We start from the raw sequence: 24,585 nt of genomic DNA on the forward strand, positions 1-24,585 counted from the left end.
GGTCAAATCGTTTCACGCCATACGAGGGCGCCAAGTTCCTTCAACTTCTGATCAAATCGTTCGTAACTCTGGTCAAGCACTTCTGCATGGTGCAGCGTCGTCTCCCCTGAAGCGAGAAGTCCCGCCAAGACAAGTGCTGCGCCACCGCGTGGGTCCGGTGCCTCGATTTCCGTACCAAGTAAGGATTCGCCACCACGAATGATGATTGAGGCGTCTTCATGCGTGATTCGAGCATTCAAGCGTCGTAACTCCTGCACATGCCGGAAACGCTGCGGATACAACTTATCGACGACGATACTCGCTCCTTTTGCTTGCAGCAACGCTGCCGAGATGACAGGCTGTAAGTCGCTCGGGAATCCACCGTAGTGGAAGACACGAATATCGACCGGCTTCGTCTCCTGAAACGTCGCCGTGACGGAATCATCCGTTGCTTCGATCAACGCACCGTACCGCTCGAGTTTTTGGATGACGCTCTCGAGATGAAGCGGAATGACGTTATCGACGGTGACGCGTCCAAGTGCCGCCCCCATCGTCAAGAACGTTCCTGCCTCCATTCGGTCCGGAATCAAGGTATGCCGGCAACCACTTAGTTGCGATACGCCCTTGATTCGAATCTCGTCCGTTCCTGCCCCTTTGACGCTTGCCCCCATGTTCGTCAACATCGTACTGACGTCGATGACTTCCGGGTCGTAGGCGGCGTTTTCGATGACAGTCGTTCCTTCAGCGAAGACAGCGACGAGTAAGGCACTGATCGTCGCTCCGAAAGACGGGAGATCGAGGTAAATTCGGTTACCGACGAGACGATCGACGCGCATGTAATGGACGCCTTGCTCGTTACGTACAGAAACACCTAGACGCTCTAGTGCTTTGATGTGTAAATCGATCGGTCGTGGTCCGATGGCATAACCTCCAGGAAGACCGACGACTCCTTGTTTGAATCTGGCTGCCAGAACGCTCATGAGGTAGATCGATCCGCGTAACTTGCGCGTCTCCGCACCAGTCAACGGCATCGATTCGACCCGGCTTGGATCAATCGTCACCATATCGCCTTGACGTGTCACGACCGCGCCGAGCGTCTCCAAAATCTCGATCATCGTCGCGACGTCGCCAATCTCCGGCACGCCTTCAAGAACGACCGTTTGATCCGTCAGGAGGGCTGCAGCAAGACACGGGATGGCGCTTTGCTTCGAACCACTGATTGATACGGTTCCTTCTAGGCGTTGTTGCCCTACGATATGCAAAATGTCCACGTTCCATCAACCTTTCTCTTCGCTACGATTATTGCTGCGTTTTTTCCCAGTCCGCGAGGAACTTTTCGATCCCTTGCGTCGTGAGTGGGTGGTGTGTGAGTGACTCGATGACCGAGAACGGAATCGTCGCGATGTCTGCGCCCGCAAGAGCAGCGTTCGTGACGTGAACCGGGTTCCGGACCGATGCCGCGATGATCTGTGTCGGAATATCATGTACGACGAAAATTTGAGCAATCGTCTCGACGAGCCCCATTCCATCTTGGCCGATGTCATCTAGACGACCGAGGAATGGTGATACGTATGTCGCACCAGCACGGGCTGCGAGTAACGCTTGGTTCGGATTGAAGATCAATGTGACGTTCGTCGTGATCTTCTCTTTTGAAAGGGCTGCGACTGCTTCGAGTCCGGCCGGAGTCATTGGAACCTTAACCGTAATGTTCGGTGCAATTTGGGCAAGTTCCTTCCCTTCACGAATCATTCCTTCTGCATCGAGCGCGATGACTTCAGCGCTAACAGAGACGTCCCCGACGATTTCACAGATTTCACGAAGTCGTGTATGGAAATCGACGCCTTCCTTAGCGACGAGCGACGGATTCGTCGTGACACCATCTAAAATCCCCATTTTATGTGCTTTCTTGATGTCTTCTACGTTTGCTGTGTCAATGAAAAATCTCATCTTTCTCGTTCCCCTTTCATCCCTTGAAATCGCTTACGACTCTATTATAGGTTTTTTTCACGAGAAGTCCTACTGTTTTCCATTGAATATATGTTCACATGATATGAAAAAAGCACGGTAGACCGAAGTCTACCGCACTTTAAAGAGGAGTCGATTAAGCTTTGTTGCTTGAACCGAACTCACGCATCTTACCGATGACAGTTTGTTTGATTGCTTCACGACCTGGTGCGATGAATACGCGTGGGTCATATGCTTCTGGTTTCTCAGCTAACACTTCACGAACGACTTTCGCGAATGAGATTTGGTTCTCTGTGTTAACGTTGATTTTTGAAGTTCCGAGTGAGATCGCTTTTTCGATATCGTGTGTCGGAATTCCAGTTCCACCGTGAAGAACGAGTGGGAGGTTTGTCGCATCACGGATTTCTTCCATCTCTTTGAATCCGAGGTTTGGTTCACCTTTGTATGGTCCGTGAACAGAACCGAGTGCAGGAGCAAGCGTGTCGATTCCAGTTTCTTTGACGATGCGTACACACTCGTCAAGTTTCGCGTACATGACATCACCGATGACGTCGTCTTCTTGTCCGCCAACTGTGCCAACTTCCGCTTCTACTGAAACGCCTTTAGAGTGAGCGTATTCAACAACTGCTTTTGTTGTTTCGATGTTTGTGTCGATCGGGCTGTGCGAATCATCGATCATGACAGATGTAAATCCAGCGTCGATCGCTTCTTTACATTTCTCAACGCTCGAACCGTGGTCGAGGTGGATTGCAACTGGAACTGTGATTTTCATGTCGTGTACAAGACCTTCAACCATTTTCACGACAGTGTAGAATCCGCCCATGTGGCGTGCTGCACCTTCAGATACTCCAAGGATGACTGGTGACTGCTCTTCTTGAGCCGCACCGAGAATCGCTTGTGTCCACTCGAGGTTGTTGATGTTGAATTGACCTACTGCATACTTACCTTCGAGAGCTTTGTTTAACATGTCTGTCATAGATACTAATGGCATAATGACATCCTCCTCTGTTTTGATCGCTGCTTACACGAACTCGTGCAATTTCAGACTGATTATAACATACTGATTCATCGGAACGTACAGCATTTCGCTCGGTTTTTTGGTTTGTGACGGCGACGTGAAAGATTAACCGCTTACATCGTGAGAAATTTGCACAGTCACTTCTTTTTTTAATTCAAAGATGTCAAATGGCTTTCCGAAGAAGGCGACAACCCCTAATCGTTTCGCTTCTTCCATCGCTTCTTTTTCACCGAGTGCCGTCATTAAAATCGTCCGGACGCGTCGTCCAATCCGGTCCTGATGACGCAACACTTCGATCCCAGTCCGCCCCGGCATGTTGACATCCATCAACAATAGATCGTACGCTTTTTCCTGTAAGTAGACGATCGCTTCCTCTCCATCGACGGCGACGTCCGTTTCATACCCTTCTGCCCGGAACAATTGCGCAAGCAAATTCCGGATTCCCGGCTCATCCTCGACGATCAACAATCTGCCTTTCATCTCTGCCACTCCCCCTCTAGTTATTTCCATTCTACACTAAAGCAAAACTTGCTTTATACTGTCCTTGAGAGAAACATAGAAAGGATGAAGAAAAATGATGAAAATCTTAGCTACACAATTCAACGGAAAATTGCAAACGCTCGCAAAACAGGAAGACGAACTATTCGATGTCGTCCGTCTACTCGCACAAGCGCTCGTCGGGGAAGGCACGGTCTACGTCGACGCCTACGGCGAATGTGAAGGACTCTATCCGATGCTCTCAGAAGGACCAGACCAGATGAAACGCGTTACGAAGATCAAGGATCGAAAGACCCTGCACGCTGTCGATCGTATCTTGATCTTCACGCCGGATACGGAACGTTCGGATCTCCTCGCTTCTCTTGCCCGTTACGATGCATGGCATACGCCTTATGCGATCGTCACACTCAGTGACGTGACGGAGACGCTCGAGCGTTCGATTGCTCCGCTTGCATTGAAGTTCAATAAAGGACTGCTTCCGGCAGAGGACGGTTCACGCCACGGACTGCCGAGTCTTGCCCTTTGTGCGTTCCTCTTGACGCATATCTTGACGCAATTACAAGAGATGACGGAAGAGTGGGATTGACGTTTTTCTTCTATAATATAAAGCTCACTGGATACGTGTCTGCGTCTGACTAAGTTTACGATTTTCATTGAATCAAAGCGAAACCGTCAATGACTGTTATACAAAAAGGAAGCGCCATTCGCGCTTCCTTTTTTGATCATGCCGAAGCATGTTCTTCTTGTGCTTTTAGTTCTTCGCCGTAAGACAGCTGATCCTGCATCCGAACGAACGGTAGATAGATTGCGACCGACATCGCAATCGTCGCCAGCTGGAGCAAGGCACCCTGCCAGCCGCTGATCAAGAAGCCAGAGATGACGGGTGGTGTCGTCCATGGTACTTGAAGCGCATTAAATGGTTCGACCCAACCCCAGAGGATCGAGAAGTAGACCATGAAGGATGCAATCGCTGGTACGATGACGAACGGAACGAACATGATCGGGTTGAAGACGATCGGCATCCCGAAGATGACCGGTTCGTTGATGTTGAACAAACTTGGCGCAAGTGATAGCTTCCCGAGTTGCTTCAAGTGAGCCGAGCGAGCAACGATCAATGTCGCGATGATGAATCCGACCGTAATCCCTGTTCCACCGAGCTTCGTAAAGACATCGAGGAACTGAATCGTAACGATCTTCGCGTTGTCACCGACGACAAGTTCTTTTCCGGAGTCGATGATCGCTTGGTTTTGTAAAGCGTTCGCTGTCAGCAACGGTCCCATGATTCCCATGATGATCGCTGCGCCGTGAATCCCGCACCACCACATGACAGACATCAAGATCATGATCAAGACTGCTCCTGCGAGCGTATCCGTCAAATTCTGAATCGGTGCTTGCAAGACGTCGTAGACGACTTCCGTGAACGTCCGGTCAGCGAATGCTTGGAAGACAGCAAACGTGACGACAGACAATGTAATGATCGCGAGTCCCGGAATGAGTGCCGAGAACGAGTTTGAAACGCCCGGCGGTACACCGTCTGGCATCTTAATTCGGATGCCCCGCTTGATGAACTGCGAGTAGATGAAACCAACGACGAGTCCGACGACGATCGAGGCAAGGACCCCTTGTCCGCCCGTCCATACTTTCGGTACGACACCCGTGACGACTTCCCCTGACTTCGACAGAACGGATGATTGTGTGATGATCAAGAAAGCGATGATTCCAAGAATCCCGGCTGGAACCCCTTCGATCTTCTCGTTTTTTACATAGGAGTAGGCAATACCGAAGACACCAATCAATGCGAGGATATCAAACGTCGCACCGACGACCTGCGTCAGTGGTAATGTCCAGTCGGCACCGAATAGGCCCGTCATGAACTTCTCCCAGCCTGGGATTGGTAACGCAAGAATCAGTAGGAATAACGAGCCGATGATCGTCATCGGCATCGTTAAGATGAAGCCGTCCTTGATCGCAAGGACAGGCTTGGCGTTCGCGAATCGTGCGAAGGCAGGAGTGACTTTTTCAAATACGGTTTCTAATCGGTTCATTCCGACTCCTCCTTATAGTTCAGCAGCACGTGTCGCGATGATTTCCTGATACCAATGGAACGACTGTTTCTTCTTCCGTGCCAGACCATTCGCATGATCGACATAGATGAATCCGTACTGCTTTTTATATCCGTTCAACCAGCTGAGTAGATCGATGACGGACCATGCATAATAACCAGAGACATTGATGCCCTCTTCGACAGCACGCTTGACGGCGCGAAGATGACTTTCGATGTACTCGATTCGTGGTGTATCCATGATTTCTTCGCCGACGATCGGATCCTCGTCACCGAGACCGTTCTCCGTGATGTAGATTTTGATATCGCCGTATCGTGCTTGGAGCATCCGCATTCCTTCAAGGAAGGCATCCGGTGCGATTTCCCAGCCCCACTTCGTGTAGACTTTATCGTCCATCAAGACTGTCTTATAGACGCCATCGAACGATGGGTTCCCAGGACGTCCGGTTGAGTTTTCACGGCCACCTGCCATGACGAGCGCCGAATCATTCTTCATGACACGTTGTGGACAATAGTAGTTCAGTCCGATGAAGTCGTTCAGCGGTGCTGTCCGTTTTAAGAGATCGAGCTCTTCTTCTGTCCATTCCGGCAACAAGCCCTGCTTTTCTAAATCCTTCACGACATACGCTGGGTACTCACCTTTTAGAATCGGATCATAGAACCAGTGTGTCGCGTATTCATTCGCATGTACTTCGGCTTGTTTGTTCTCTAGCGCTTCATCGATGCTGAATGCCGGGTTGAAGACGTGGGTGATCCCGATTTCTCCTTCATATCCCGCTTCCTTGAACGCTTCGACTGCGCGAGCGTGAGCGACGAAGACGTTGTGCGTCGTTTGGAAGTACGCTTTTGCATCGCCTGTGATGCCGGGTGGGTGTGCGCCCGTCAAGTAGCCGAGTGAACAGAAAATGACCGTCTCGTTGAAGGTAATCCAGTTGCGAACACGATCGCCGAACGCTTCGAAACAAGTCTTCGCAAAACGCACGAAGGCATCTGCTGTTTCAGGACTACGCCAGCCACCTTGTTCTTCAAGGACTTGTGGTAAATCCCAGTGATAGAGTGTCACGAACGGGACGATCCCGTGCTTAAGGCACTCATCGATCACGTTGTTATAGAACTCAAGTCCTTTTTCATTCACTTCACCTGTGCCGTTCGGGAAGATGCGTGGCCATGAGATCGAGAAGCGATACGATTCAAGACCCATCTCTGCCATCAGACCGATATCTTCTTTGTAACGGTGGTAATGATCGATTGCGACATCCCCGTTCGTCGCTTCAAACGTCTTTCCAGGAATCTTCGAGAAGACATCCCAGTTCGAGACGCCTTTTCCGTCTACGTTCCAAGCACCCTCTACTTGATAAGAAGCAGAAGCAGCGCCGAATAGAAAATCTTTTGGCATTTTCATCGTCTTCACCTCTTATTTGTTTGCGAGTTTGATTGCTTGGTCGAGTACTTTCGTTCCGTTCATCATGCCGTAATCAATCGTGTTGATGACATCGATCGGCACACCTTTTGGTTCACAGATCTGTTTTCCTTTTGCGAGAAGGTATTTCACCTGTGGTCCGAGGAGAGCAACGTCGAGTTCGTTGACGTACGTTTCCATCTCTGATTCCGGGTATGCTGCGATGTCCGCTTCTAAGCCGCGCTCTGAGGCAACCGCTTTCATTTTTTCTACTAACATACTCGTCGACATACCTGCCGCACAAAAGAGTCCGATTTTCATCATTTTTGACCCATTCCCTTCAATTGGTTGATTTCGTTTTGCATGTTCATCATATATCCGAGCATTTCCTTGACGAGGATCGTGTTCATGAGGTGATCCTGCGCGTGTACCATCAGGACGCCAACCGTCGCTGTCTTACCTTGTGCTTCAAGTGTGACGAACTTCGTCTGAATGCTATGCGCATCCTTGAGTGTCGCGTCACCTGCTGCAACAGCCGCTTGTGCCTCTTCGACTTTACCTTCTTGCATCAGTAACATCGCTTGGTGGTAGCTTGCTTTGGCGTCGCCCGACAAGGCGATCAATCCAAAAATATCTTCCGGGGTAATTTCAATCGTTTCAGAAGTCATGCTGTCTCTCCTTTGTTGTATGGATAACTCAAATTCATAGGTACAAATTCTACAGTTCGATAATAGCATGCGCTTTCATAACGTGTAAACCCTTTCTTTTTAAAAAATTTAAATAAAAAAAACACACGAAATTCGCTTCGTGTGTTTCCTTCTTATTTAATATTCGAGACTTTCAGCATCTTCACGTGGCGAAAATGATGCGTCGCCCGCGAGACGTCGAAGATTTTCCCATTCGTCAAATAGACCGTATTATCGACGAGTAAGGATGGATCGTTCTCTTTTAATCCAAGCAACTCGGCGTCACTGCTATTCAAGTAATCTGCATAGATGACGCGATCCGCAAATCCGATCGATAGATTTTGATCGTTGCGTAAATACGTATAGATCGATTTTTGAACGATGTTCTCATCGAGATACATGACGAGATTTTTTCGGAAATAAGACGCTTCGATCGAAAACGGGTGATCATCGACGAGACGCAGTCGTTTGACGTAATAGACCGGTGTACCGACCGGACATTTCATGCGTTCCGCGACTTCTTCGTCTGCCTTCGTCTGTTCGAAAGCGAGAACGCGCGTCTCGACCTTCCGTCCACTGAAGTCGCTCGTCAATCCTTGTAGCTTTTCGAGATTCACGTAATCGCTCTTATAATGATCGCGGACGAAGACACCGCTCCCTTGCACTTGGTAAACGTATCCTTTATTGACAAGAATCTCGATCGCCTTCCGGATCGTGTTCCGGCTGACATCGAATTTTTGGGCGTATTCGTCTTCCGTCAACAGTTTGTTCGTATGTTGATAGACGTGCTCATTGATCTCGATCTCGATTTGTTCAGCGACATGTTTATACTTCGGAATCAATGATATTCCCCCCTCTATCTAAAATTTGTAGGAATGAATCCGCTACCATTATAGCAGATATGTATTTTGACGATAGGAATAAATGAAAATAAACCCGTCTTCTTGAAGAAGACAGGTCTATTTGAAGATGACTTATTCACCAAGTGAAGCTTGGATGAAGTCATGGAAAAGTGCTTGTGGACGTTCTGGACGCGAGATCAATTCTGGGTGGAATTGACACGCGACGAACCATTTGTGTTCTGGAATTTCGATGATCTCAACGAGACGACCGTCTGGGCTCGTTCCTGAGAAGACCATGCCGTTTGCTTCGAACTGCTCGCGGAATTCGTTGCCGAACTCATAACGGTGACGGTGACGTTCGTAGACGAGCTCGCTTGAGTACGCAGCACGTGCTTTCGTTCCATCTTCGAGTTTACATGGGTAGAGTCCGAGACGGAGTGTACCACCGAGGTCCTCGATGTCTTTTTGTTCTGGCAACAAGTCGATGATCGGGTATGGTGTCGCTGGGTCGATTTCCGCTGAGTGTGCGCCTTCAAGGTTGAGGACGTTACGTGCGAATTCGACTGTCGCGAGTTGCATCCCGAGACAGATACCGAAGAACGGTACGTTGTTCTCACGTGCGAAACGTGTCGCTTCGATTTTCCCTTCGATACCGCGTTCTCCGAATCCACCAGGAACGAGGATTCCGTCTGCTGAACCAAGTAATTCGTTGACGTTTTCGCGTGTCACGTCTTCTGCGTTGATCCAGTCGATTTCGATGTCACTGTTGAAGGCGAATCCAGCGTGTTTCAATGCTTCCGCGACCGAAATGTACGCATCGCGCAATTCGACGTATTTTCCGACGAGTGCAATCTTCGTCGTCTTCTCGAGGTGCGTCACTGTGTGAACGAGTTGTTTCCAAGCCGTCATGTCAGCAGCTGGCGTATCGAACTTGAAGTAGTCACAGACGAGTTGGTCCATGCCTTGGCGTTGTAAGTTGAGTGGTACTTCATAGAGTGTCGATGCATCTTGTGCTTCGATGACTGCTTCCGGACGTGTGTCACAGAAGAGAGCGATTTTATCTTTCATCTCTTGTGGGACTGGGTGCTCCGCACGTAAGACGATGATGTCTGGTTGAATACCGTAGCTACGGAGTTCTTTGACACTGTGTTGTGTCGGTTTCGTCTTGAGCTCACCTGCCGCTGCAAGATACGGAACGAGCGTACAGTGAACGTACATGACGTTTTCTTTCCCGATATCGTTTTTCACCTGACGAATGGCTTCGATGAACGGAAGCGATTCGATATCCCCTACTGTTCCACCAATCTCTGTGATGACGACGTCAGCGCCCGTTTCTTTTCCAGCACGGAAGACGCGATCCTTGATTTCGTTCGTGATGTGCGGAATGACTTGGACCGTTCCACCGTTGTAGTCGCCACGGCGTTCCTTCTTGAGGATCGTCGAGTAGATACGTCCAGACGTGACGTTCGCGTTCTGGCTCAAGTTGATGTCGATGAAACGCTCGTAGTGACCAAGGTCAAGGTCTGTCTCCGCGCCATCATCCGTGACGAACACTTCCCCGTGTTGATACGGGCTCATCGTACCTGGGTCGATGTTGATGTACGGATCGAATTTTTGGATCGTGACATTGAGGCCACGGTTTTTCAAGAGACGAGCGAGCGATGCAGCGGTGATCCCTTTACCGAGTGACGATACGACGCCACCTGTTACGAAAATATACTTTGTCATGTTAAATATTGCTCCCTTCTCTAATTCACATCTCAACAATACAGAGGTGGTAAAAACAAAAAAGCAAAAGTGCCCCCATTGGAATAGGAGACACTTTTGCTGAAATAAGCACGTTGCTTAAAGAAGCCCATGACTAACTTACGTCATTCGGAAAACTTCGTCAAGCCTAATTTTTCAAAGAAAAATTTCCGTGCTCGTTCGTCAGCCGTCAACGAAAAAACTGCCATTTCTATAGGGAAATAGCAGCTGTACAGTTGTGGTTAATCGTGCTTAGACTTCCTCTTCTTCTTCGAAGTCTTCTAAGTCTTCTTCGTCGAGATCGTCATCGAGATCATCGATGGCTGCGACTTTTTTGAACGTATCGTCGTCTTCGCTGTCGTCAGCTGAATCATAGTCCGCTGTCTTCGCGAATGTATCGAGATCGTCTTCGATCGTCTCGAACTCGTCTTCTTCTGCATCATAGTTGAACTCTTCTTCAAACTCATCGAGTTCTCCACGTTGACGCGCTTCGATGACGAGATCCTCATCCGACTTATCGAACGGATACCAAGCGCGGAGTGACCAACGGTTTGCTCCGACGTTGACGAAGTTTCCGTCGATGTTCATGTCTGTATAGAGTTGAGCAAGTTTCTCGAACTTGTCTTCTTCATCTGTAAACGTATGGTACTTTTCGATTTCTGACGTGATGTCATCGAACGTGATTGGCTGTTCGCCAGCTTCTTGCAACATTTCGTTGACGAATTCGATCAGCGAAAGATCAGTAATCTCTTCTTTACTTAAACGGCTGAGGCTCATTGTGACGGCCACTTCCTTTCATTTGCGTTCAATCCATTACTTCTCATTATACGCAAAACGGCTTTTAAAAATCCAGTCTCTATTTAAAAAAAGCTCGAATTGATTCTCGATTCGTGTTTTTCCCACTCCCGAAAAAGGAATATCCAAGGGAGAAGAAGGAGGAATGACAGATGGAGATGACAATCGAACGGGTCAACGATTTTGATGACTTCAACTGGTTACCAATCTTATCAAAGAGTACACAGGAAGGCTATCCCTTCATCGAACGGATGCTACGTGAACGCCGAAATGAAACGTATCGAGAAGACGGAGAAGCAATGTTCGTCGTTTTGTCGCTCTCCGGTCACGTCATTGCGTGCGGGGGTTATATGAAACAAACCGACGCGATCGACGTCGGTCGGATTCGTCATGTCTACGTCTTACCGGAAATGCGACATCACGGTGTCGGTACGCAACTGCTTGAGAAAATCATCCCAGAAGCGCTGTTGACGTATTCCGAGCTCTGGCTCTATACGGACGATGCCAGTACATTTTATGAACGATTTGGTTTTGAGCCGTATACGGCAACCAAAGTGACACATCGACTTTTAAAGCATGCATTCGTCCAACCTTAAGTGTCTTGGATTGACATATCGAGAATCATCGATTAGTTTAAGCGTATGACAAATCAAGTGGATCTATTCAAGGCATTATCAAACGAGGTACGTCTTGATATCTTACGCTGGCTCAAGGATCCCGAGACTCATTTCAATAAGCCGACGGCCCATCTCGCGACGAATCTGTCGGACAAGGGAGGCATCTGCGTCGGAGATATCCAAGAGAAGGCGAACTTATCTCAATCGACCGTCTCCCAATATCTTGCGATGTTGCAAAAAGTCGGATTGCTCGAATCCGAACGTCACGGCAAATGGACGTATTACCGGCGAAATGAAGAAAAAATCCAGGAGCTCGCAGCGTACCTCAAAGGAGAACTTTGATCCCTTCTCCTCGCCTTACATATCGACATTTCTCGATATTTAGATTCGTGAAAGGATGAATTCTGTTGAAAATCGTGTATTACGTACTCGCGTTACTTGCGGGTATCGCTTTAAGTGTCGAAGGGGCCATCTATGGTGAACTCGGGAACTTCGTCGGAAAACTCGAAAGTAGCTTTTATAATTTCTTCGCCGGTACGATCATCATCGGACTGATCGTCCTCTTCTTCGGAAAAGGTTCACTAGGCTATACATTCCGTGCACCGAAATGGACCTTGCTCGGTGGTCTGCTCGGTAGCATCTACTTGACGATCCTGATCATCAGCATCCCGCTCGTCGGTGTCGGTCTCGCCATGATCAGTGTCATCATCGGACAGATGATTGCCAGCATGGTCATCGAACATTACGGCTGGCTCGGTAGTCCGAAACGTCCGATCAATCGTGACAAGCTGACGGCTTCTGCTTTGATGCTCGTCGCTCTATTTCTCATCTTTTAAGGAGGTTCGCTCGTGAATATTCTATTACTCGGTTTTACATTACTCGGCGGCGTGATGCTGAGCGCCCAGTCCTCGATCAACGGTGCCTTCAGTCAAAAGGCAGGGGCTCTCGAAAGTACGTTCCTGACTTTTTTCACCGGAATGCTGATTCTCGCACTCGCCATCTTGTTCTTTGGTCAAGGGAACGTCTTGCTCTTGCTTGAAGCACCACGTTGGCAACTCAGTGCCGTCTTGTTCGGCGTCAGTTATCTCTTCCTGACGATTCTTGCTGTCCCGCAAATCGGTGTCACGGCAGCTAGTATCGCGACCGTCATCGGTCAACTCGCAGCAGGGATGGTCATTGATCACATCGGTGCGTTCGGTGGCGTCGTCGTGCCGCTCGACGGAAAACGTCTGCTTGGTCTAGTTGCGATGCTTGCTGCGCTTTACTTCGTCTATCGCGGGAACACACGCAAAGACGTGTCCGCTTCATCTGATTCGATGGCATCGTGACGATTGTCCTCACGATTCGTTCACGCGCTTTCCTCAGGCGAGACACAAGCCAGTCTCGGCTGTCAGTGACAGCCGACACGGGTCTTGTTTGTCTCTGACAGCGCAATATCTTGCGCTTTTTCCTGTAGGAGTCGCGTGAACAACGTGAGTCCGACTGTTTCTCATGATCTGTCAAATAGAACATAAAAAAACCGAAATGCTGAAGTGGATCTACTTCAGCATTTCGGTTTTTTCGTGTCGAACGATCCGTTGATGAACGTGCAAGACGAAGACTCCTGCGGGAAAAACGGAATGGGTGAGACCCCGTAGGCGCGAATGCGGCGAGGAGGCTCGCCTTCCGCCCGCGGAAAGCGAAGTCTTGCACGAGAATCAACACTTGTGTTTTATAAATACCTTATTGCCCCAGCTGTTGTCTCTTAAGTAAGCGCAACGCTTCCGTCGCGAGGCGATGATCCGCTTCCTGCGATAAACCGGAAACGGTGATCGTACCGACGACACCGACTCCTTCGATCCGAATCGGGAACGATCCACCGGCATCGGCATAATCAGCTGGCGAAACGGCATACATCGAGTGGTACGAGCGATGTTTACTTTCATTATACCGACGCATGTAGAGCGAGCTATAGCCATGCCGCAAGACGACGTTCGATTTCCGGCGGATCCACTCTTCCTGATCCGGTGCCGTACCGTCGAGCGCCGCGTAATATAAACGCTGTCCATTCCGTTTGATTTCAACGGCGATCGATAAGTTCTCCTTCATCGCCCGTCCGATCAATTCATGTCCCATCCCGATCGCTTCCGTATTCGTCAAGGACGTCAAGACGAGTTCGTCCTCTTCCGCTAACAACACCTTCAATTCTTCCATGCATCCCATTCCTTTCGTAAGAGGCGTCGTCCTTCATCACTGCTGATGCGCACTGCTTCAATCAAACGCATCGTTTTTTCAGCGTCGCGTAAATCGACAGGTACTCGTCCCCCGCGAAGTCCTTCCGCCAACTGTTCATAAAACGTCGCATAACTGCCTGGAAGTGTCGCGAGACGCTCGACTGGCTGATCGGCGATTTGAAGGTAGCCGTAGGAATCTACTTCATCTTCACCAAGCTGTTCGTCAACACGATGACCTTTCGCAAGCCGCCCTTCTTGCGGATCCATTCCATACTTGACGTAACTACCGCGTGTCGCATGAAACTCGAAACGAGGTGTTGGTCCTTGAATGAAGGACGTCGAACGGAGAATGACACGACGCGTCCCGTAGTGCAACGTGATATGGAAACCATCATCGACGACAGCACCGTCACGTTGCAGGTAGACGTCGCCCGTCAGTGCATCCGGTTCTCCGAACAAGGCAAGTGCTTGATCGAGTAAGTGTGAGCCGAGATCAAACAGGATGCCGGCGCCACTTCCCGCTTGTTCCCGCCAGCGTTCCCGAACGACCGGGCGATAGCGATCAAAGCGTGATTCGATGACTTGCCAGTCGCCGATCTCGTTCATTTCCATCAATTGTTCAAGTGTCAGGAAGTCACCGTCAAAGCGACGATTTTGATAGACGGCGACTTGAACGCCGTGTTGTTTCGCTAACGTTTGCAGCGCCAGTGCTTCTTCGATCGTTACGACAGCCGGCTTTTCGAGTAAGACGTGCTTTTTTGCTTCAATCGCTTGTTTTGCCATTTCGAAATGGAGTGCCGTTGGTGTCGTGATGATGACGAGCTCCGTGTTCTCATCCTGTAAGGCTTCAGCAAGTGTCGCGACGACCGTCGCCTCACTGAAATAGCGCGCTACCTGTTCCGGTCGACTGGAGACGACTTGTGTCACTTCAAATGCCGGTAATGCCTGTAAGAACGGAACGTGGAACGTCACCGCTGAAAAGCCGAATCCGACGAGCGTTGTTTGAATCGGGTTCATGTTGTTTCCTCCTCTGTCACGTCGAGATTGACATGATAATGATCTAGTCGTTCTTGCCACGTTGCATCTGGAACTTGATCGGTAACGAGCACATCGATTTGCTCCCAGTCACAGACCTTATGCAAAAAACGCTTATTGAATTTCGTATGGTCTGCGAGGACGATGACACGGGTCGCACTTCGAATCATCGCTTTCTTTACGACCGCTTCTTCGAGTTGTTCCGCAAAAAGTCCTTCTTCCGTCAATCCACATGCTCCAAGAAAAACACAATCAACTTGATAATTCAGGATGTCGTCTGCCGTCTTGATCCCACTCAAGCTACGCGCATGCCGGTCGAAACGTCCTCCCGTGACGTACAGCTCAATATCCGTGCGAGCTCCGACATAGTCTGCGATATCGAGGGAGTTCGTGATGACTTGTAGTGGATATGGCGGAAGTGCTCGTGCCATCTCAGATACCGTCGTTGCAGCATCGAGCAATAAGCGATCGTTCGCTTGGACGTGACGCGCTGCACGCTGTCCGATCCGCCGTTTTTCCGGTTTCTCTGTCCGCTGTTCATATGCAAGCGTTCCACCAGCACGAACTAATCCATTCTTAACGCGAATAATCTCCCCTTCTTGTTCGAGGACGATGACGTCACGACGTGCAGTATCTCGTGAAATCTGATACTCCTGCATCAATTGATCGAGCGAAATTTCAGGACTCGTCTTGATCCATTCCCGCATCTGTTGCAACCGTTCGATTTGCCCCATCGATTCCTGCCTCCTTTTTCTTTATATTAAGTTTTTTCATTAAAATATGCAATTTTAATGCAAATAGTTCAACGATAATTCGGGTAAATAATAGAAGACAACTATTTTCAGAACGGAGGAATTGATATGCAAACGATGTTGATCACGGGTGCTTCTTCCGGTATCGGTCTTGCGACGGCGCGGCGATTCGCAGACGCCGGATGGTTCGTCTACGCTGGTGTCCGGAGTCCAGACGAAATGACCGTGTCATTACCGACGCTCACCTTCTTGCCGCTCGATGTGACGGATGAAACAAGCGTGAAAGCAGCCGTTCGTCAAATTGAACAAGAAGTCGATCATCTCGACGTCGTGTTCTGTAATGCCGGTCATGGTTTGCTGCGCGCACTCGGTCAAGCGACGAGTTATGAAATCAAGCAACTCTTCGAAACGAACGTCTTCGGTGTCATCCGAACGATCGAAGCTTGTCTCCCCTTACTCAAACAAGCACCGGACGGTAGTCACTTACTCGCGACTTCAAGCGTCAGTGGTCTCGTCGGTCAACCGATGAATGAACTGTATTGTGCCAGTAAGTTCGCGATCGAGGGGCTGTTCGAAAGTCTTGCGACCTACTATAAACCGTACTTCAATATCGACGTCACCCTGATTGAACCAGCCGCCGTCGAGACGAACTTTACCGCAACCGTGCTCGATCAACTCGAACGGACGGGCGGCTTACACGAAGACGACTTCAAACCGATCATCACGGCCTATTTGCAGACGTATCGGACGCGACATGCCGATCGCCAATCGGCAGAAGCTCTGGCTGAGGTGATCTTCGAGGTCGTCCACCGTGACGAACGTCCGTTACGGATCCGGACGACGGAAGCCGATGAACATTTCGTCGCCCATAAGACACATCATGATCCGTCAGGTCTCGAAGGGATCGCCAAAATACGACGACTGACATTAAATCTCGACTGATTTCCCTTTTTTTGAAATTTCAATCCGCCTAAGCAATCTTCGCCCACTATACTGAGACTATCTACCTAAAAATTATCTAGAAGGGCGGAACGCCATGCCATCCTTGTTTCTTTTTACGATCGTCTATCTGATTCCGACCTTCATCATGTTCTACATGTCGATTGATATATTTTTACGCAATCCATCACGTCCGCAACACCGACTGCTTAGCTTATTCACGTTCGCTTACGGGATGTTGTTCCTTGGTGAATTTTTCCGGAATGCCTCCCCGATCGAGTTTAGTCCGGCATTCGTGACCTACTGGTTCGGAAATGCTGGTCTGATCGTCTTCAGTACATCGCTCCACTTCATCTTTCGCGTCTCGAATTTGTGGAAACGAATGCCACGTTTACTGTACCCATGGATCTTCTATCTTCCGATGGGCGTCGTGCTGACGACATACGTATTCCAGACGAACGTCATCAACAGTCAGCAATTCACACAGGTCGGACAGTTCATCTATCCTGAATTCAACACACAATATCTAGTGACGATGACGATCGGGAACATCTTCCATCTCCTCGTCATCGGTCTGCTCGTGTACGCACGGACACACTTGAAAGATGCGCGTCGTGGCATTATCAACGTCTTACTCAGTGTCGCGATTCTCGTTCTCGCGTGGGATATCGTCTTCGGCTACTGGTCGTTCTACGGCATCATGCCACCGTATGCCTATATGTATGGCGGTTTGTTCTGGGCAGGAGCACTGGCAATCGCAATGCGCCGATTCGATTATCTCGCGTCCTATCAGAAGCGTTTCGCGACGCTCTACAATTTGAATCCTTCGGCAATCCTGCTGCTCGACCGGGATGGACGAATCGAGAGTGCCAACCCAGCCGCTCATCGGCTGTTTGAGACCGATGACTTAACGGCATGTACGTTTTCGACCTACTTGCCGGATAAAAAACAAGCCGATTGGTCGCTGCATTATATGACGCACTTTTTATCGCAACGTAAGTTCAATGAATTCGAGACGAAGATTTTGACAGCACAACAACAAGAACGCTACGTCGTCATGGATGCCGATTTCGTCTTCATCGAACAAGAGCTGCACGGGATGCTGTTGATTCGTGATATCCAGTCCTTCAAGGAAGCGGAGCAGACGATTCGTTTCTTCGCCTACCACGATCCGTTGACGAAGATTGCGAATCGCCGGAGCTTTTATGAACGTGCAGCGCAAGAGTTACTCGAACTTGATCATATCGCGATCATCGTCGTCGACCTCGATGGTTTCAAAGCGATCAACGATACGTATGGACATCAAATCGGTGACGCCTTCTTGATTCATATCGCTCGCCTACTAGAACACCATGCGGAACAGAATGGATTCGCTGCCCGTGTCGGTGGCGACGAATTCTTCTTACTCTATCGTCATCCGTCTGTCGCTACGCTCCATACTTATGCCGCAGACCTGTTGACGTACTTGCAAGACAACCCTTACCGGTTCGCTGAAGAAACCATTGAAATCCGAACGAGCATCGGACTCAGTTACTCACCCAATCATGGCGTCGATCTCGACACGCTGATTCAGCATGCTGACCAAGCGATGTATCGTGTCAAACATGCCGGAAAGAACGATTATTTCATTCATGATACGATGGACTCGACGCAACGATCCTAAAGGAGAGATTCCATGATTTCTGTACTGACGATTTTTTCACGCTTATTCAAGGGATTGCGCCGCGCCTTTCACTTATCTTACTTTCGTGGTCTATTGATTCTCTGCCTGTTGACACTCGTTTCCGGTACGATCTTCTATAGCACGGAAGAAAACCTGTCGATAGTGGATGCACTTTACTTTTGTATCACGACATTAAGTACGGTTGGGCATCCAACGTTCGTTCCGACGACGACGCTCGGTAAGGTCTTTACGATGGCATACATCACGATTGGCTGCGGGCTGTTCTTAACACTGATTGCCACGTTATCGTATGTCCTGATTAAACAACCGGAGGATGAATAAGGGGGAATGATCCATGCGCCAAGCTGCCATCCAAAATAATTTCGATTGGTGTCGCCTCGTCTGTGAATCAGCCGGTTGCCGGGTGACAGAAACTGATTCGACCTGGCTCGCTCAAGGAAACGTACCAAGCTATTATCCGGAACTTATGGTCCGGCTTCCCCATCAGCGAATTGGTGTCACGGATGCCTACAGTATCAAGGACTGCACGGCAAGCTATGATTTCTCGAGTGCCGGTCTCAGTCATCTGTTCACAGCGGAATGGATGACCCGCCCTGCCATACTCGATCGCCGTGCTCTTCCCGTCGATTGGTCCGTCGTGACGGATCTCGATCAGTTCGCTCGCTTCCAGTCGATCCAGGCAACACCGGAGTTGCCCACAACGTTATGGCAACATCCCGCTGTCCGATTCTTCTATTCGGAGGCGCAACAAGCAAGTTGCATCGCCTACTCGAATCAAGTGACGACCGGACTGACGTACGTCAATTCCGATTACCTCGACGAACGCTTATGGGATGATATCGCACGTTTGAGTTCAGCACATTTTCCCGGTCAATCGCTCGTCGGTTACGAGTATGGCGATCACCTGATCACAGCGCTTGAAGCCGGCTTTGACGACGTTGGTCCACTCGCGATCTGGATTCGCACGACGAATGATCACACATGAAAAAACCGAACCGATTCCCTTCCTCTTGACGAAGATGAATCGGTTCGGTTTTTTTACATCAAGCGGCTAATGAATGCCGTTGCAATCCCGAAGTAGACGAGGAGCGATAAGATATCGTTCAACGTCGTGATCAATGGTCCGGATGCAATCGCCGGGTCAATCTTTAAACGATGTAAGATGAGCGGAATGATTGTTCCAGCAAGCGTCCCAAAGATCAACGTGATGACGAGCGAACTGCCGACGACAAGACCCAAGACGGCACTCCCTTGCCAGACGTAGGCAATGATGGCGATCAAGATACCACAAATGACACCAATGATTAAACCAACCCAGAGCTCCCGTAGGATCAACCGAGTCGCGACCCGCTTATCGACTTCACGCGTGATCAATCCGCGGACGACAACCGCGAGCGATTGGGTACCGGTATTTCCGGTCATACCAGCAATCATCGGCATGAAGAAGGCGAGCGCGACGACTTTTGAGAGCGTCTCTTCGAACTGACTGATGATTGATCCAGAGACGAGCCCGATGAACAGTAGCAAGACGAGCCACGGTAAACGACGGGTCGCAGCAATCCACGGCTTCGTCTCGAAATCAATCGATTTACCGGATGCCGAGAGTTTCTCGATGTCTTCGTTTGCTTCTTCCCGTAAGACGTCAAGCGCATCATCGACCGTGATCAATCCAACGAGAATGTCGCCCTCGACGACGGGTAACGAGACGAGATCATAGCGTTCGAACAATTGCGCGACTTCTTCCTGGTCGGTCTCTGCCGCTACCCGAATCACCTTCGTCTCCATGACGTCACTAATCCGTTCCGTATTTTCAGCTAAGATGACATCCCGGTATGAGATGACACCGACGAGTTCACTGAGTTGATTGACGACGTAGACATAGTTGATCGTCTCCGAATATTCGATGTAGTCGCGCATCTTCTCGACTGTCTCACCGACCGTGAAATCCTCTCCGACCCAGATGAACCGGTTCGTCATCAAGCGCCCTGCCGTTTCCGGTGGATACGTCAAGAGATTGCGGACGATCAGAGCCTCGTCCGTCCGCATGCTTCCAAGCAAGCGGTCGGTCTCTTCCGGTCCAAGTTCCTCGAGTAAATCCGCGACGTCATCGTTCTCCATTAAATCGAGGACGTGCCCGGCACGCTCGACGTCTAAACGACGTAAGACGGCGAGACGTTGCTCCCCTTCGAGCTCCTCGAGGACATCCGCCAATCGCTCGTGATCCAGATAGTCGAGGAGTCGTGCCTGATCGTCTTCGCCCAACTCTTCATACACTTGCGCGATATCATACGGATAGACCTCTTCGATGACTTGCTGTGCTTGCTCCCGCTTTTCCTTCGCGAGCGCATCGAGCAATAACCACTTCCATTGTTGTTCTGCTGTCTGACGCAATCTCCTCACCCCCTGTATTCTGCCTTTTCATCTTAGCACGAGTTGATTCGCGATCGATATCGAAAAACAGTTGACATCTGTTTCCTATGGCTTTAAAGTTTGCCTTAAGGAAACATTATTTGTAGACCGAATCTTTTTCCAGTGATTGGAGTTAAAATTTTTACCCTATTTTTTGCCCTAAGGAAACTTTCCTTCTATATACCACAAAACCAAAGGAGTGATCATTCATGTACGCCCTTGACGTTGATCGTCTCACCGTCTCTTATTTTGATACCCATGCACTCGACGGAGTGTCCGTTCGCCTCCCGGTCGCTTCGTTGATTGGCATCATCGGACCGAACGGTGCTGGTAAATCCACATTCTTAAAAGCCGTCCTCGGTCTGATCCCGGCTCGTATCGAGCAGTTACGCGTGCTCGACCAATCACTCGAAGACGTCCGGTCACGCGTCGCTTATGTTCCACAACGAAGTGCAATTGATTGGGATTTCCCGGTTCGTGTGCAGGACGTCGTGTTGATGGGCTGTTATCCGAAGCTCGGCTTATTCAAACGACCATCGAAAGCACAAAAAGCGTTCGCCATGGATTGTCTCGAACGCGTCGGTATGTCCGATCATGCTGAACGCCAAATCGGTGAACTGTCAGGCGGACAGCAACAACGGGTCTTTCTGGCGCGTGCCCTTGCCCAAGAAGCAGAGCTACTATTGCTGGACGAACCGTTCGTCGGCATCGATGTCGCGAGTGAGCAGATGATCATCGAGCTCTTACGGACACTCCGAGCCGAAGGGCGGACGATTGTCGTCGTCCACCATGATTTGCATAAAGCAGAAGACTACTTCGACACATTGATGCTGTTGAACAAACAACTGATCGCTGTCGGTCCACCGTCTGATATCTTGACACCGGAATGGCTCGAACCAGCGTATGGCTTACCGCTATTCGAACGACGCAAGGAGGGACAAGCATGACGTTCATCGAGGCATTACTTCAGTATGAGTTCTTACAAAAAGCGATGATCACCGCCGTCATGGTCGGCATCATCTGTGGTGTGATCGGCTGTTTCATCATCCTTCGCGGAATGTCGTTGATGGGGGATGCAATCTCGCACGCCGTTTTACCTGGTGTTGCGATTTCCTACCTACTCGGGATCAACTTCCTGATCGGCGCCGTTGTCACAGGACTCGTGACCGCACTCGGAATCGGCTTCGTTAGCCAGAACAGTCGCATCAAGAACGATACGGCAATCGGAATCATGTTCACATCCGCCTTCGCCCTCGGGATCATCCTGATTTCGTTCTTGCGTAGCAGTAGCGATCTCTATCACATTCTGTTTGGTAACGTCCTCGCGGTCCGTCCGAGCGACATGTGGATGACCGTCATCATCGGATTGATCGTCCTCGGTGGAATCTTCTTGTTCTACAAAGAGTTGCTGATCAGCTCGTTTGATCCGACGATGGCGCAAGCCTATGGACTATCGACGCGTTGGATTCATTACGGACTGATGACGTTACTAACACTCGTCACCGTCGCTTCACTTCAGACCGTCGGCATCATCCTCGTCGTCGCGATGCTGATCACACCGGCAGCGACCGCGTATTTACTGACGAACCGCCTCTCACGGATGCTGTTCCTAGCGGGAGGCTTCGGTACGTTGTCCGCCATCATCGGACTGTATTTCAGCTTCACCTATAATCTATCTTCCGGTGCGTCGATCGTCCTCGTCGCGACGACGTTGTTCGCCCTCGTCTTCGTCTTCTCACCACGTCACGGTCTGATGCGTCACCGGAAAAGAAAGGAGTCTACTGTATGAAATTAAAACTTTTTCTGTTCGTCCTCCTCAGCACGGTCTTGCTTGCTGCTTGTTCGACACCTGCAGAAGATAACGGGAAGCTGAAGGTCGTTGCGACATATTCGATTCTCGCTGACCTCGCACGTGAGGTCGGTGGTGAACATGTCGATGTCCACAGCATGGTCAAGATTGGGGCAAACCCGCACGAGTATGATCCACTTCCAGCAGACGTACAAGCGATGGCAGATGCTGACGTCGTCTTCTACAACGGGTTGAACCTGGAAGCCGGCGGTGCGTGGTTCGATAAACTCCGGGCAACGACTGGCAAAGACGCGTCTGACGCACCAGTCTATCGTTTAAGCAAAGGCGTCGAACCGAAATACCTGACGACGAAGGGCAAAGAATCGGAGACTGATCCGCATGCATGGCTCGATATAAGCAATGGGATTCGCTACGTCGAAAACGTCAAGCAGGCATTAATCAAGGAAGATCCGAAGCACAAAGCCGACTACGAAAAAAATGCCGATGCCTATATTAAAAAATTGCAGACGCTTGATCAGGAAGCGAAAAAGCAGTTTGCCGCTATTCCGAAAGCAGAACGTCATCTCGTCACGAGCGAAGGAGCCTTCAAATACTTCGGAACTGCCTATGACGTCAAAGCGGATTATATTTGGGAGATCAACTCAGATAATCAAGGAACTCCGGCTCAAGTCCGCCGGATCGTCGATACGATCAAGGAGCAAGATATCCCTGTCCTGTTCGTCGAAACGAGCGTCGATCGGCGGAGCATGGAAACCGTCTCAAGGGAGACTGGTGTTCCGATCGGTGGTACTCTCTTCACCGACTCACTCGGTGCACCGGGTAAGGATGGCGACACCTACTACAGCATGATGCAAGCAAACATCGAGACGATCACGGAAGCACTCGCCAAGTAAGCGTCAACAAATCGTCACGCCTTCTCGATACGTCTTTCCTTATAATGAAGGCAAGACGATGAAAGAGAGGCACATTATGCAAACAGGACTATATCGTTACGCCTTTCCCCTTAGTATCAGCCTGTTGCTCGCTGCATGCGGAACAGCTGATCAAACGGGTGCTCCAAAAACAGAACAGACGAATCACGGAGATCATGCGGACCATGCCAGCCACGGTGCTGGTGATCAACTCGAGAAGACCGCGGGACCAGACACGTTACCCGCTTTTCTGAACGAACAGGATGAGTCGATCCAGACGATTTACCGCTCCGTCGCTAAACATCCCGATCTCTTGAAAAAAATGCCGTGTTATTGCGGTTGTGGTGAATCTGCTGGTCATACAAGCAACTATGACTGCTTCATCGAAGAGCAGACTGCTAGTTCCACGACCTGGACGACGCACGGCATTACGTGCGGCACCTGTCTCGATATCGCAGCGCAGTCGATCGTCGCTTATCAAAAAGGTAGCTCCGTCAAAGAAATCCGGACTGCCATCGATCAAGCTTATAAGAAGACCGGTGTCACACCGACGCCAACTCCGGCACTTTAAAAAACAGTCCGCCCTCCTCGCGATGAATGTCAGGAAAGGCGGACTGCTTTTTCATGTTCTGTTTTTCTGTCTCATGTGGAGCGCTCTTGACTTCTAGCTCGCAAGACGAGCGGCCGACCCGACAACAGCTCATCCAGTTGATAGTACGTATGCGCCCGAATCGGTCGATCCGTTCGTGGTAGATGACGGAGTTCATACGCTACTTCCAGTAAGTAAAATTTGTATTCCTCCCCTTCATCAAAACCGAAGCTCGCGCGACGTTCTTCGATATACGCAAGGACACGCTCCTGTTGTGAGAACGAGAGCCGCTGGACTTGTGGGGCAAGTGCCTCGTGCGGAGAGAGCACGATTTCCCGCTCCGTGCGATACAGTCGATGCATGACGCCACCACTTTGACGCAAGGCAATCAAACGCGCGGGTCGATACGGACGTGGGTGCGGATGCGCATGGACGAGGTAACGTTCAATCGTGACTTGAGTCGGTCCTGCCGGTAGAGAGATGACGTCATACATACAAAATCGCTCCTTCTCAAAAGTTGATAGCTACTCTCATATGCTACCATATCTATCCAGCATTCTTACGTTGACGACAGAAGGGGAATCGGTTTTCAAAGTTTCGCAATTGGTTTTAAGACCGAGCGGGGGTGGAACAGAT

Annotated in this window: 29 protein-coding genes; 13 read left to right on the forward strand and 16 right to left on the reverse strand. The window is 49.9% G+C overall.

Annotated elements, in window-relative coordinates:
* Positions 1-2: 2 nt before the first annotated feature.
* The 4 genes from murA to U719_RS14580 all read right to left on the reverse strand — a co-directional run bounded on the left by murA (position 3) and on the right by U719_RS14580 (position 3,442).
* Positions 3-1,250 (reverse strand): UDP-N-acetylglucosamine 1-carboxyvinyltransferase, encoded by a 1,248-nt coding sequence (gene murA / locus U719_RS14565; protein WP_023469551.1) that lies wholly within the window; start codon positions 1,248-1,250, stop codon positions 3-5.
* 28 nt (positions 1,251-1,278) lie between these two features.
* Positions 1,279-1,926 (reverse strand): fructose-6-phosphate aldolase, encoded by a 648-nt coding sequence (fsa, locus tag U719_RS14570; RefSeq protein ID WP_023469552.1) that lies wholly within the window; start codon positions 1,924-1,926, stop codon positions 1,279-1,281.
* A 154-nt stretch (positions 1,927-2,080) separates the two neighbouring features.
* On the reverse strand, positions 2,081-2,935 hold the full coding sequence (gene fba, locus U719_RS14575; RefSeq protein WP_023469553.1) for a class II fructose-1,6-bisphosphate aldolase: 855 nt from the start codon (positions 2,933-2,935) through the stop codon (positions 2,081-2,083).
* 132 nt (positions 2,936-3,067) lie between these two features.
* Positions 3,068-3,442, reverse strand: coding sequence for a response regulator (locus U719_RS14580; protein ID WP_023469554.1), 375 nt, complete (start codon positions 3,440-3,442; stop codon positions 3,068-3,070).
* Positions 3,443-3,536: 94 nt separating this feature from the next.
* Here U719_RS14580 and U719_RS14585 point away from each other — a divergent pair, with 94 nt between their 5' ends.
* Positions 3,537-4,046 (forward strand): DUF2529 family protein, encoded by a 510-nt coding sequence (locus U719_RS14585; RefSeq protein ID WP_023469555.1) that lies wholly within the window; start codon positions 3,537-3,539, stop codon positions 4,044-4,046.
* Positions 4,047-4,182: 136 nt separating this feature from the next.
* Here U719_RS14585 and U719_RS14590 read toward each other — a convergent pair whose 3' ends face one another.
* The 7 genes from U719_RS14590 to rpoE form a co-directional block, all read right to left on the reverse strand.
* On the reverse strand, positions 4,183-5,505 hold the full coding sequence (locus U719_RS14590) for a PTS sugar transporter subunit IIC (RefSeq protein WP_023469556.1): 1,323 nt from the start codon (positions 5,503-5,505) through the stop codon (positions 4,183-4,185).
* A 12-nt stretch (positions 5,506-5,517) separates the two neighbouring features.
* On the reverse strand, positions 5,518-6,924 hold the full coding sequence (locus U719_RS14595; protein WP_023469557.1) for a GH1 family beta-glucosidase: 1,407 nt from the start codon (positions 6,922-6,924) through the stop codon (positions 5,518-5,520).
* Between the two features lie 12 nt (positions 6,925-6,936).
* Complete coding sequence (locus U719_RS14600; protein ID WP_023469558.1) at positions 6,937-7,245, reverse strand: PTS sugar transporter subunit IIB; 309 nt, start codon at positions 7,243-7,245, stop codon at positions 6,937-6,939.
* Complete coding sequence (locus U719_RS14605) at positions 7,242-7,589, reverse strand: PTS lactose/cellobiose transporter subunit IIA (protein ID WP_023469559.1); 348 nt, start codon at positions 7,587-7,589, stop codon at positions 7,242-7,244. The genes U719_RS14600 and U719_RS14605 overlap by 4 nt, the downstream gene beginning before the upstream one ends.
* 152 nt (positions 7,590-7,741) lie before the next feature.
* On the reverse strand, positions 7,742-8,449 hold the full coding sequence (locus U719_RS14610; RefSeq protein WP_023469560.1) for a GntR family transcriptional regulator: 708 nt from the start codon (positions 8,447-8,449) through the stop codon (positions 7,742-7,744).
* Positions 8,450-8,581: 132 nt separating this feature from the next.
* Positions 8,582-10,177, reverse strand: coding sequence for a CTP synthase (locus tag U719_RS14615; protein ID WP_023469561.1), 1,596 nt, complete (start codon positions 10,175-10,177; stop codon positions 8,582-8,584).
* A 270-nt stretch (positions 10,178-10,447) separates the two neighbouring features.
* A complete protein-coding gene (rpoE, locus tag U719_RS14620) occupies positions 10,448-10,972 on the reverse strand; it encodes a DNA-directed RNA polymerase subunit delta (RefSeq protein ID WP_023469562.1) in 525 nt (174 codons plus the stop codon).
* 170 nt (positions 10,973-11,142) lie between these two features.
* Between rpoE and U719_RS14625 the strand changes: the two genes are divergently transcribed.
* The 4 genes from U719_RS14625 (at position 11,143) to U719_RS14640 (ending at position 12,935) form a co-directional block, all read left to right on the forward strand.
* Positions 11,143-11,586: a GNAT family N-acetyltransferase gene (locus U719_RS14625; protein WP_023469563.1), complete on the forward strand. Its 444-nt coding sequence runs from the start codon at positions 11,143-11,145 to the stop codon at positions 11,584-11,586.
* Between the two features lie 45 nt (positions 11,587-11,631).
* Positions 11,632-11,949 (forward strand): helix-turn-helix transcriptional regulator, encoded by a 318-nt coding sequence (locus U719_RS14630; RefSeq protein ID WP_023469564.1) that lies wholly within the window; start codon positions 11,632-11,634, stop codon positions 11,947-11,949.
* Between the two features lie 65 nt (positions 11,950-12,014).
* Positions 12,015-12,443, forward strand: a complete 429-nt coding sequence (locus tag U719_RS14635; RefSeq protein ID WP_023469565.1) for a DMT family transporter — start codon at positions 12,015-12,017, stop codon at positions 12,441-12,443.
* A gap of 12 nt (positions 12,444-12,455) precedes the next feature.
* Positions 12,456-12,935, forward strand: coding sequence for a DMT family transporter (locus U719_RS14640; RefSeq protein WP_023469566.1), 480 nt, complete (start codon positions 12,456-12,458; stop codon positions 12,933-12,935).
* Between the two features lie 394 nt (positions 12,936-13,329).
* Here the strand turns inward: U719_RS14640 and U719_RS14645 are convergent, their stop codons facing one another.
* The 3 genes from U719_RS14645 to U719_RS14655 are packed head-to-tail and all read right to left on the reverse strand — an operon-like array spanning position 13,330 to position 15,589.
* Positions 13,330-13,800, reverse strand: a complete 471-nt coding sequence (locus U719_RS14645; protein ID WP_023469567.1) for a heme-degrading domain-containing protein — start codon at positions 13,798-13,800, stop codon at positions 13,330-13,332.
* Positions 13,788-14,837, reverse strand: a complete 1,050-nt coding sequence (locus U719_RS14650) for a Gfo/Idh/MocA family oxidoreductase (RefSeq protein ID WP_023469568.1) — start codon at positions 14,835-14,837, stop codon at positions 13,788-13,790. The genes U719_RS14645 and U719_RS14650 overlap by 13 nt, the downstream gene beginning before the upstream one ends.
* Positions 14,834-15,589: a DeoR/GlpR family DNA-binding transcription regulator gene (locus U719_RS14655; protein WP_023469569.1), complete on the reverse strand. Its 756-nt coding sequence runs from the start codon at positions 15,587-15,589 to the stop codon at positions 14,834-14,836. The genes U719_RS14650 and U719_RS14655 overlap by 4 nt, the downstream gene beginning before the upstream one ends.
* Positions 15,590-15,715: 126 nt before the next feature.
* On the opposite strand from U719_RS14655, the gene U719_RS14660 reads away from it, so the two are divergent.
* The 4 genes from U719_RS14660 to U719_RS14675 all read left to right on the forward strand — a co-directional run bounded on the left by U719_RS14660 (position 15,716) and on the right by U719_RS14675 (position 19,215).
* Positions 15,716-16,549, forward strand: a complete 834-nt coding sequence (locus U719_RS14660) for an SDR family oxidoreductase (RefSeq protein ID WP_023469570.1) — start codon at positions 15,716-15,718, stop codon at positions 16,547-16,549.
* 94 nt (positions 16,550-16,643) lie between these two features.
* The gene (locus tag U719_RS14665; RefSeq protein WP_023469571.1) at positions 16,644-18,209 is read left to right on the forward strand and encodes a sensor domain-containing diguanylate cyclase; all 1,566 of its coding nucleotides are present in this window, start codon (positions 16,644-16,646) and stop codon (positions 18,207-18,209) included.
* Between the two features lie 12 nt (positions 18,210-18,221).
* Positions 18,222-18,551, forward strand: coding sequence for a potassium channel family protein (locus U719_RS14670; RefSeq protein ID WP_023469572.1), 330 nt, complete (start codon positions 18,222-18,224; stop codon positions 18,549-18,551).
* Positions 18,552-18,564: 13 nt separating this feature from the next.
* A complete protein-coding gene (locus U719_RS14675; RefSeq protein ID WP_023469573.1) occupies positions 18,565-19,215 on the forward strand; it encodes a hypothetical protein in 651 nt (216 codons plus the stop codon).
* Between the two features lie 53 nt (positions 19,216-19,268).
* Here the strand turns inward: U719_RS14675 and mgtE are convergent, their stop codons facing one another.
* Positions 19,269-20,621 (reverse strand): magnesium transporter, encoded by a 1,353-nt coding sequence (gene mgtE, locus U719_RS14680; protein ID WP_023469574.1) that lies wholly within the window; start codon positions 20,619-20,621, stop codon positions 19,269-19,271.
* 227 nt (positions 20,622-20,848) lie between these two features.
* On the opposite strand from mgtE, the gene U719_RS14685 reads away from it, so the two are divergent.
* The 4 genes from U719_RS14685 (at position 20,849) to U719_RS14700 (ending at position 23,931) form a co-directional block, all read left to right on the forward strand.
* Positions 20,849-21,586: a metal ABC transporter ATP-binding protein gene (locus tag U719_RS14685; protein WP_023469575.1), complete on the forward strand. Its 738-nt coding sequence runs from the start codon at positions 20,849-20,851 to the stop codon at positions 21,584-21,586.
* Entirely contained in the window at positions 21,583-22,428 is an 846-nt protein-coding gene (locus U719_RS14690) for a metal ABC transporter permease (protein WP_023469576.1), read from the forward strand. Before U719_RS14685 ends, U719_RS14690 begins: the two co-directional genes overlap by 4 nt.
* On the forward strand, positions 22,425-23,342 hold the full coding sequence (locus U719_RS14695) for a metal ABC transporter substrate-binding protein (protein WP_023469577.1): 918 nt from the start codon (positions 22,425-22,427) through the stop codon (positions 23,340-23,342). The genes U719_RS14690 and U719_RS14695 overlap by 4 nt, the downstream gene beginning before the upstream one ends.
* Positions 23,343-23,418: 76 nt before the next feature.
* Entirely contained in the window at positions 23,419-23,931 is a 513-nt protein-coding gene (locus U719_RS14700; protein WP_023469578.1) for a PCYCGC motif-containing (lipo)protein, read from the forward strand.
* Between the two features lie 71 nt (positions 23,932-24,002).
* Here U719_RS14700 and U719_RS14705 read toward each other — a convergent pair whose 3' ends face one another.
* Complete coding sequence (locus U719_RS14705) at positions 24,003-24,443, reverse strand: hypothetical protein (RefSeq protein ID WP_023469579.1); 441 nt, start codon at positions 24,441-24,443, stop codon at positions 24,003-24,005.
* Positions 24,444-24,585: the final 142 nt, after the last annotated feature.

The organism is Exiguobacterium sp. MH3, assembly GCF_000496635.1.
GTDB classification, from domain to species: Bacteria; Bacillota; Bacilli; order Exiguobacteriales; family Exiguobacteriaceae; genus Exiguobacterium_A; species Exiguobacterium_A indicum.

Coding starts and splice junctions, on each gene's coding strand:
- U719_RS14645 (WP_023469567.1), bottom strand. CDS start 13,800: ATGGAAGAATTGAAGGTGTTGTTAGCGGAAGAGGACGAACTCGTCTTG.
- U719_RS14585 (WP_023469555.1), top strand. CDS start 3,537: ATGATGAAAATCTTAGCTACACAATTCAACGGAAAATTGCAAACGCTC.
- U719_RS14600 (WP_023469558.1), bottom strand. CDS start 7,245: ATGATGAAAATCGGACTCTTTTGTGCGGCAGGTATGTCGACGAGTATG.
- U719_RS14670 (WP_023469572.1), top strand. CDS start 18,222: ATGATTTCTGTACTGACGATTTTTTCACGCTTATTCAAGGGATTGCGC.
- rpoE (WP_023469562.1), bottom strand. CDS start 10,972: ATGAGCCTCAGCCGTTTAAGTAAAGAAGAGATTACTGATCTTTCGCTG.
- U719_RS14595 (WP_023469557.1), bottom strand. CDS start 6,924: ATGAAAATGCCAAAAGATTTTCTATTCGGCGCTGCTTCTGCTTCTTAT.
- U719_RS14685 (WP_023469575.1), top strand. CDS start 20,849: ATGTACGCCCTTGACGTTGATCGTCTCACCGTCTCTTATTTTGATACC.
- fba (WP_023469553.1), bottom strand. CDS start 2,935: ATGCCATTAGTATCTATGACAGACATGTTAAACAAAGCTCTCGAAGGT.
- U719_RS14605 (WP_023469559.1), bottom strand. CDS start 7,589: ATGACTTCTGAAACGATTGAAATTACCCCGGAAGATATTTTTGGATTG.
- U719_RS14650 (WP_023469568.1), bottom strand. CDS start 14,837: ATGAACCCGATTCAAACAACGCTCGTCGGATTCGGCTTTTCAGCGGTG.
- U719_RS14625 (WP_023469563.1), top strand. CDS start 11,143: ATGGAGATGACAATCGAACGGGTCAACGATTTTGATGACTTCAACTGG.
- U719_RS14700 (WP_023469578.1), top strand. CDS start 23,419: ATGCAAACAGGACTATATCGTTACGCCTTTCCCCTTAGTATCAGCCTG.
- U719_RS14580 (WP_023469554.1), bottom strand. CDS start 3,442: ATGAAAGGCAGATTGTTGATCGTCGAGGATGAGCCGGGAATCCGGAAT.
- U719_RS14590 (WP_023469556.1), bottom strand. CDS start 5,505: ATGAACCGATTAGAAACCGTATTTGAAAAAGTCACTCCTGCCTTCGCA.
- U719_RS14675 (WP_023469573.1), top strand. CDS start 18,565: ATGCGCCAAGCTGCCATCCAAAATAATTTCGATTGGTGTCGCCTCGTC.
- U719_RS14695 (WP_023469577.1), top strand. CDS start 22,425: ATGAAATTAAAACTTTTTCTGTTCGTCCTCCTCAGCACGGTCTTGCTT.
- U719_RS14630 (WP_023469564.1), top strand. CDS start 11,632: ATGACAAATCAAGTGGATCTATTCAAGGCATTATCAAACGAGGTACGT.
- U719_RS14655 (WP_023469569.1), bottom strand. CDS start 15,589: ATGGGGCAAATCGAACGGTTGCAACAGATGCGGGAATGGATCAAGACG.
- U719_RS14615 (WP_023469561.1), bottom strand. CDS start 10,177: ATGACAAAGTATATTTTCGTAACAGGTGGCGTCGTATCGTCACTCGGT.
- fsa (WP_023469552.1), bottom strand. CDS start 1,926: ATGAGATTTTTCATTGACACAGCAAACGTAGAAGACATCAAGAAAGCA.
- U719_RS14690 (WP_023469576.1), top strand. CDS start 21,583: ATGACGTTCATCGAGGCATTACTTCAGTATGAGTTCTTACAAAAAGCG.
- U719_RS14705 (WP_023469579.1), bottom strand. CDS start 24,443: ATGTATGACGTCATCTCTCTACCGGCAGGACCGACTCAAGTCACGATT.
- U719_RS14660 (WP_023469570.1), top strand. CDS start 15,716: ATGCAAACGATGTTGATCACGGGTGCTTCTTCCGGTATCGGTCTTGCG.
- U719_RS14665 (WP_023469571.1), top strand. CDS start 16,644: ATGCCATCCTTGTTTCTTTTTACGATCGTCTATCTGATTCCGACCTTC.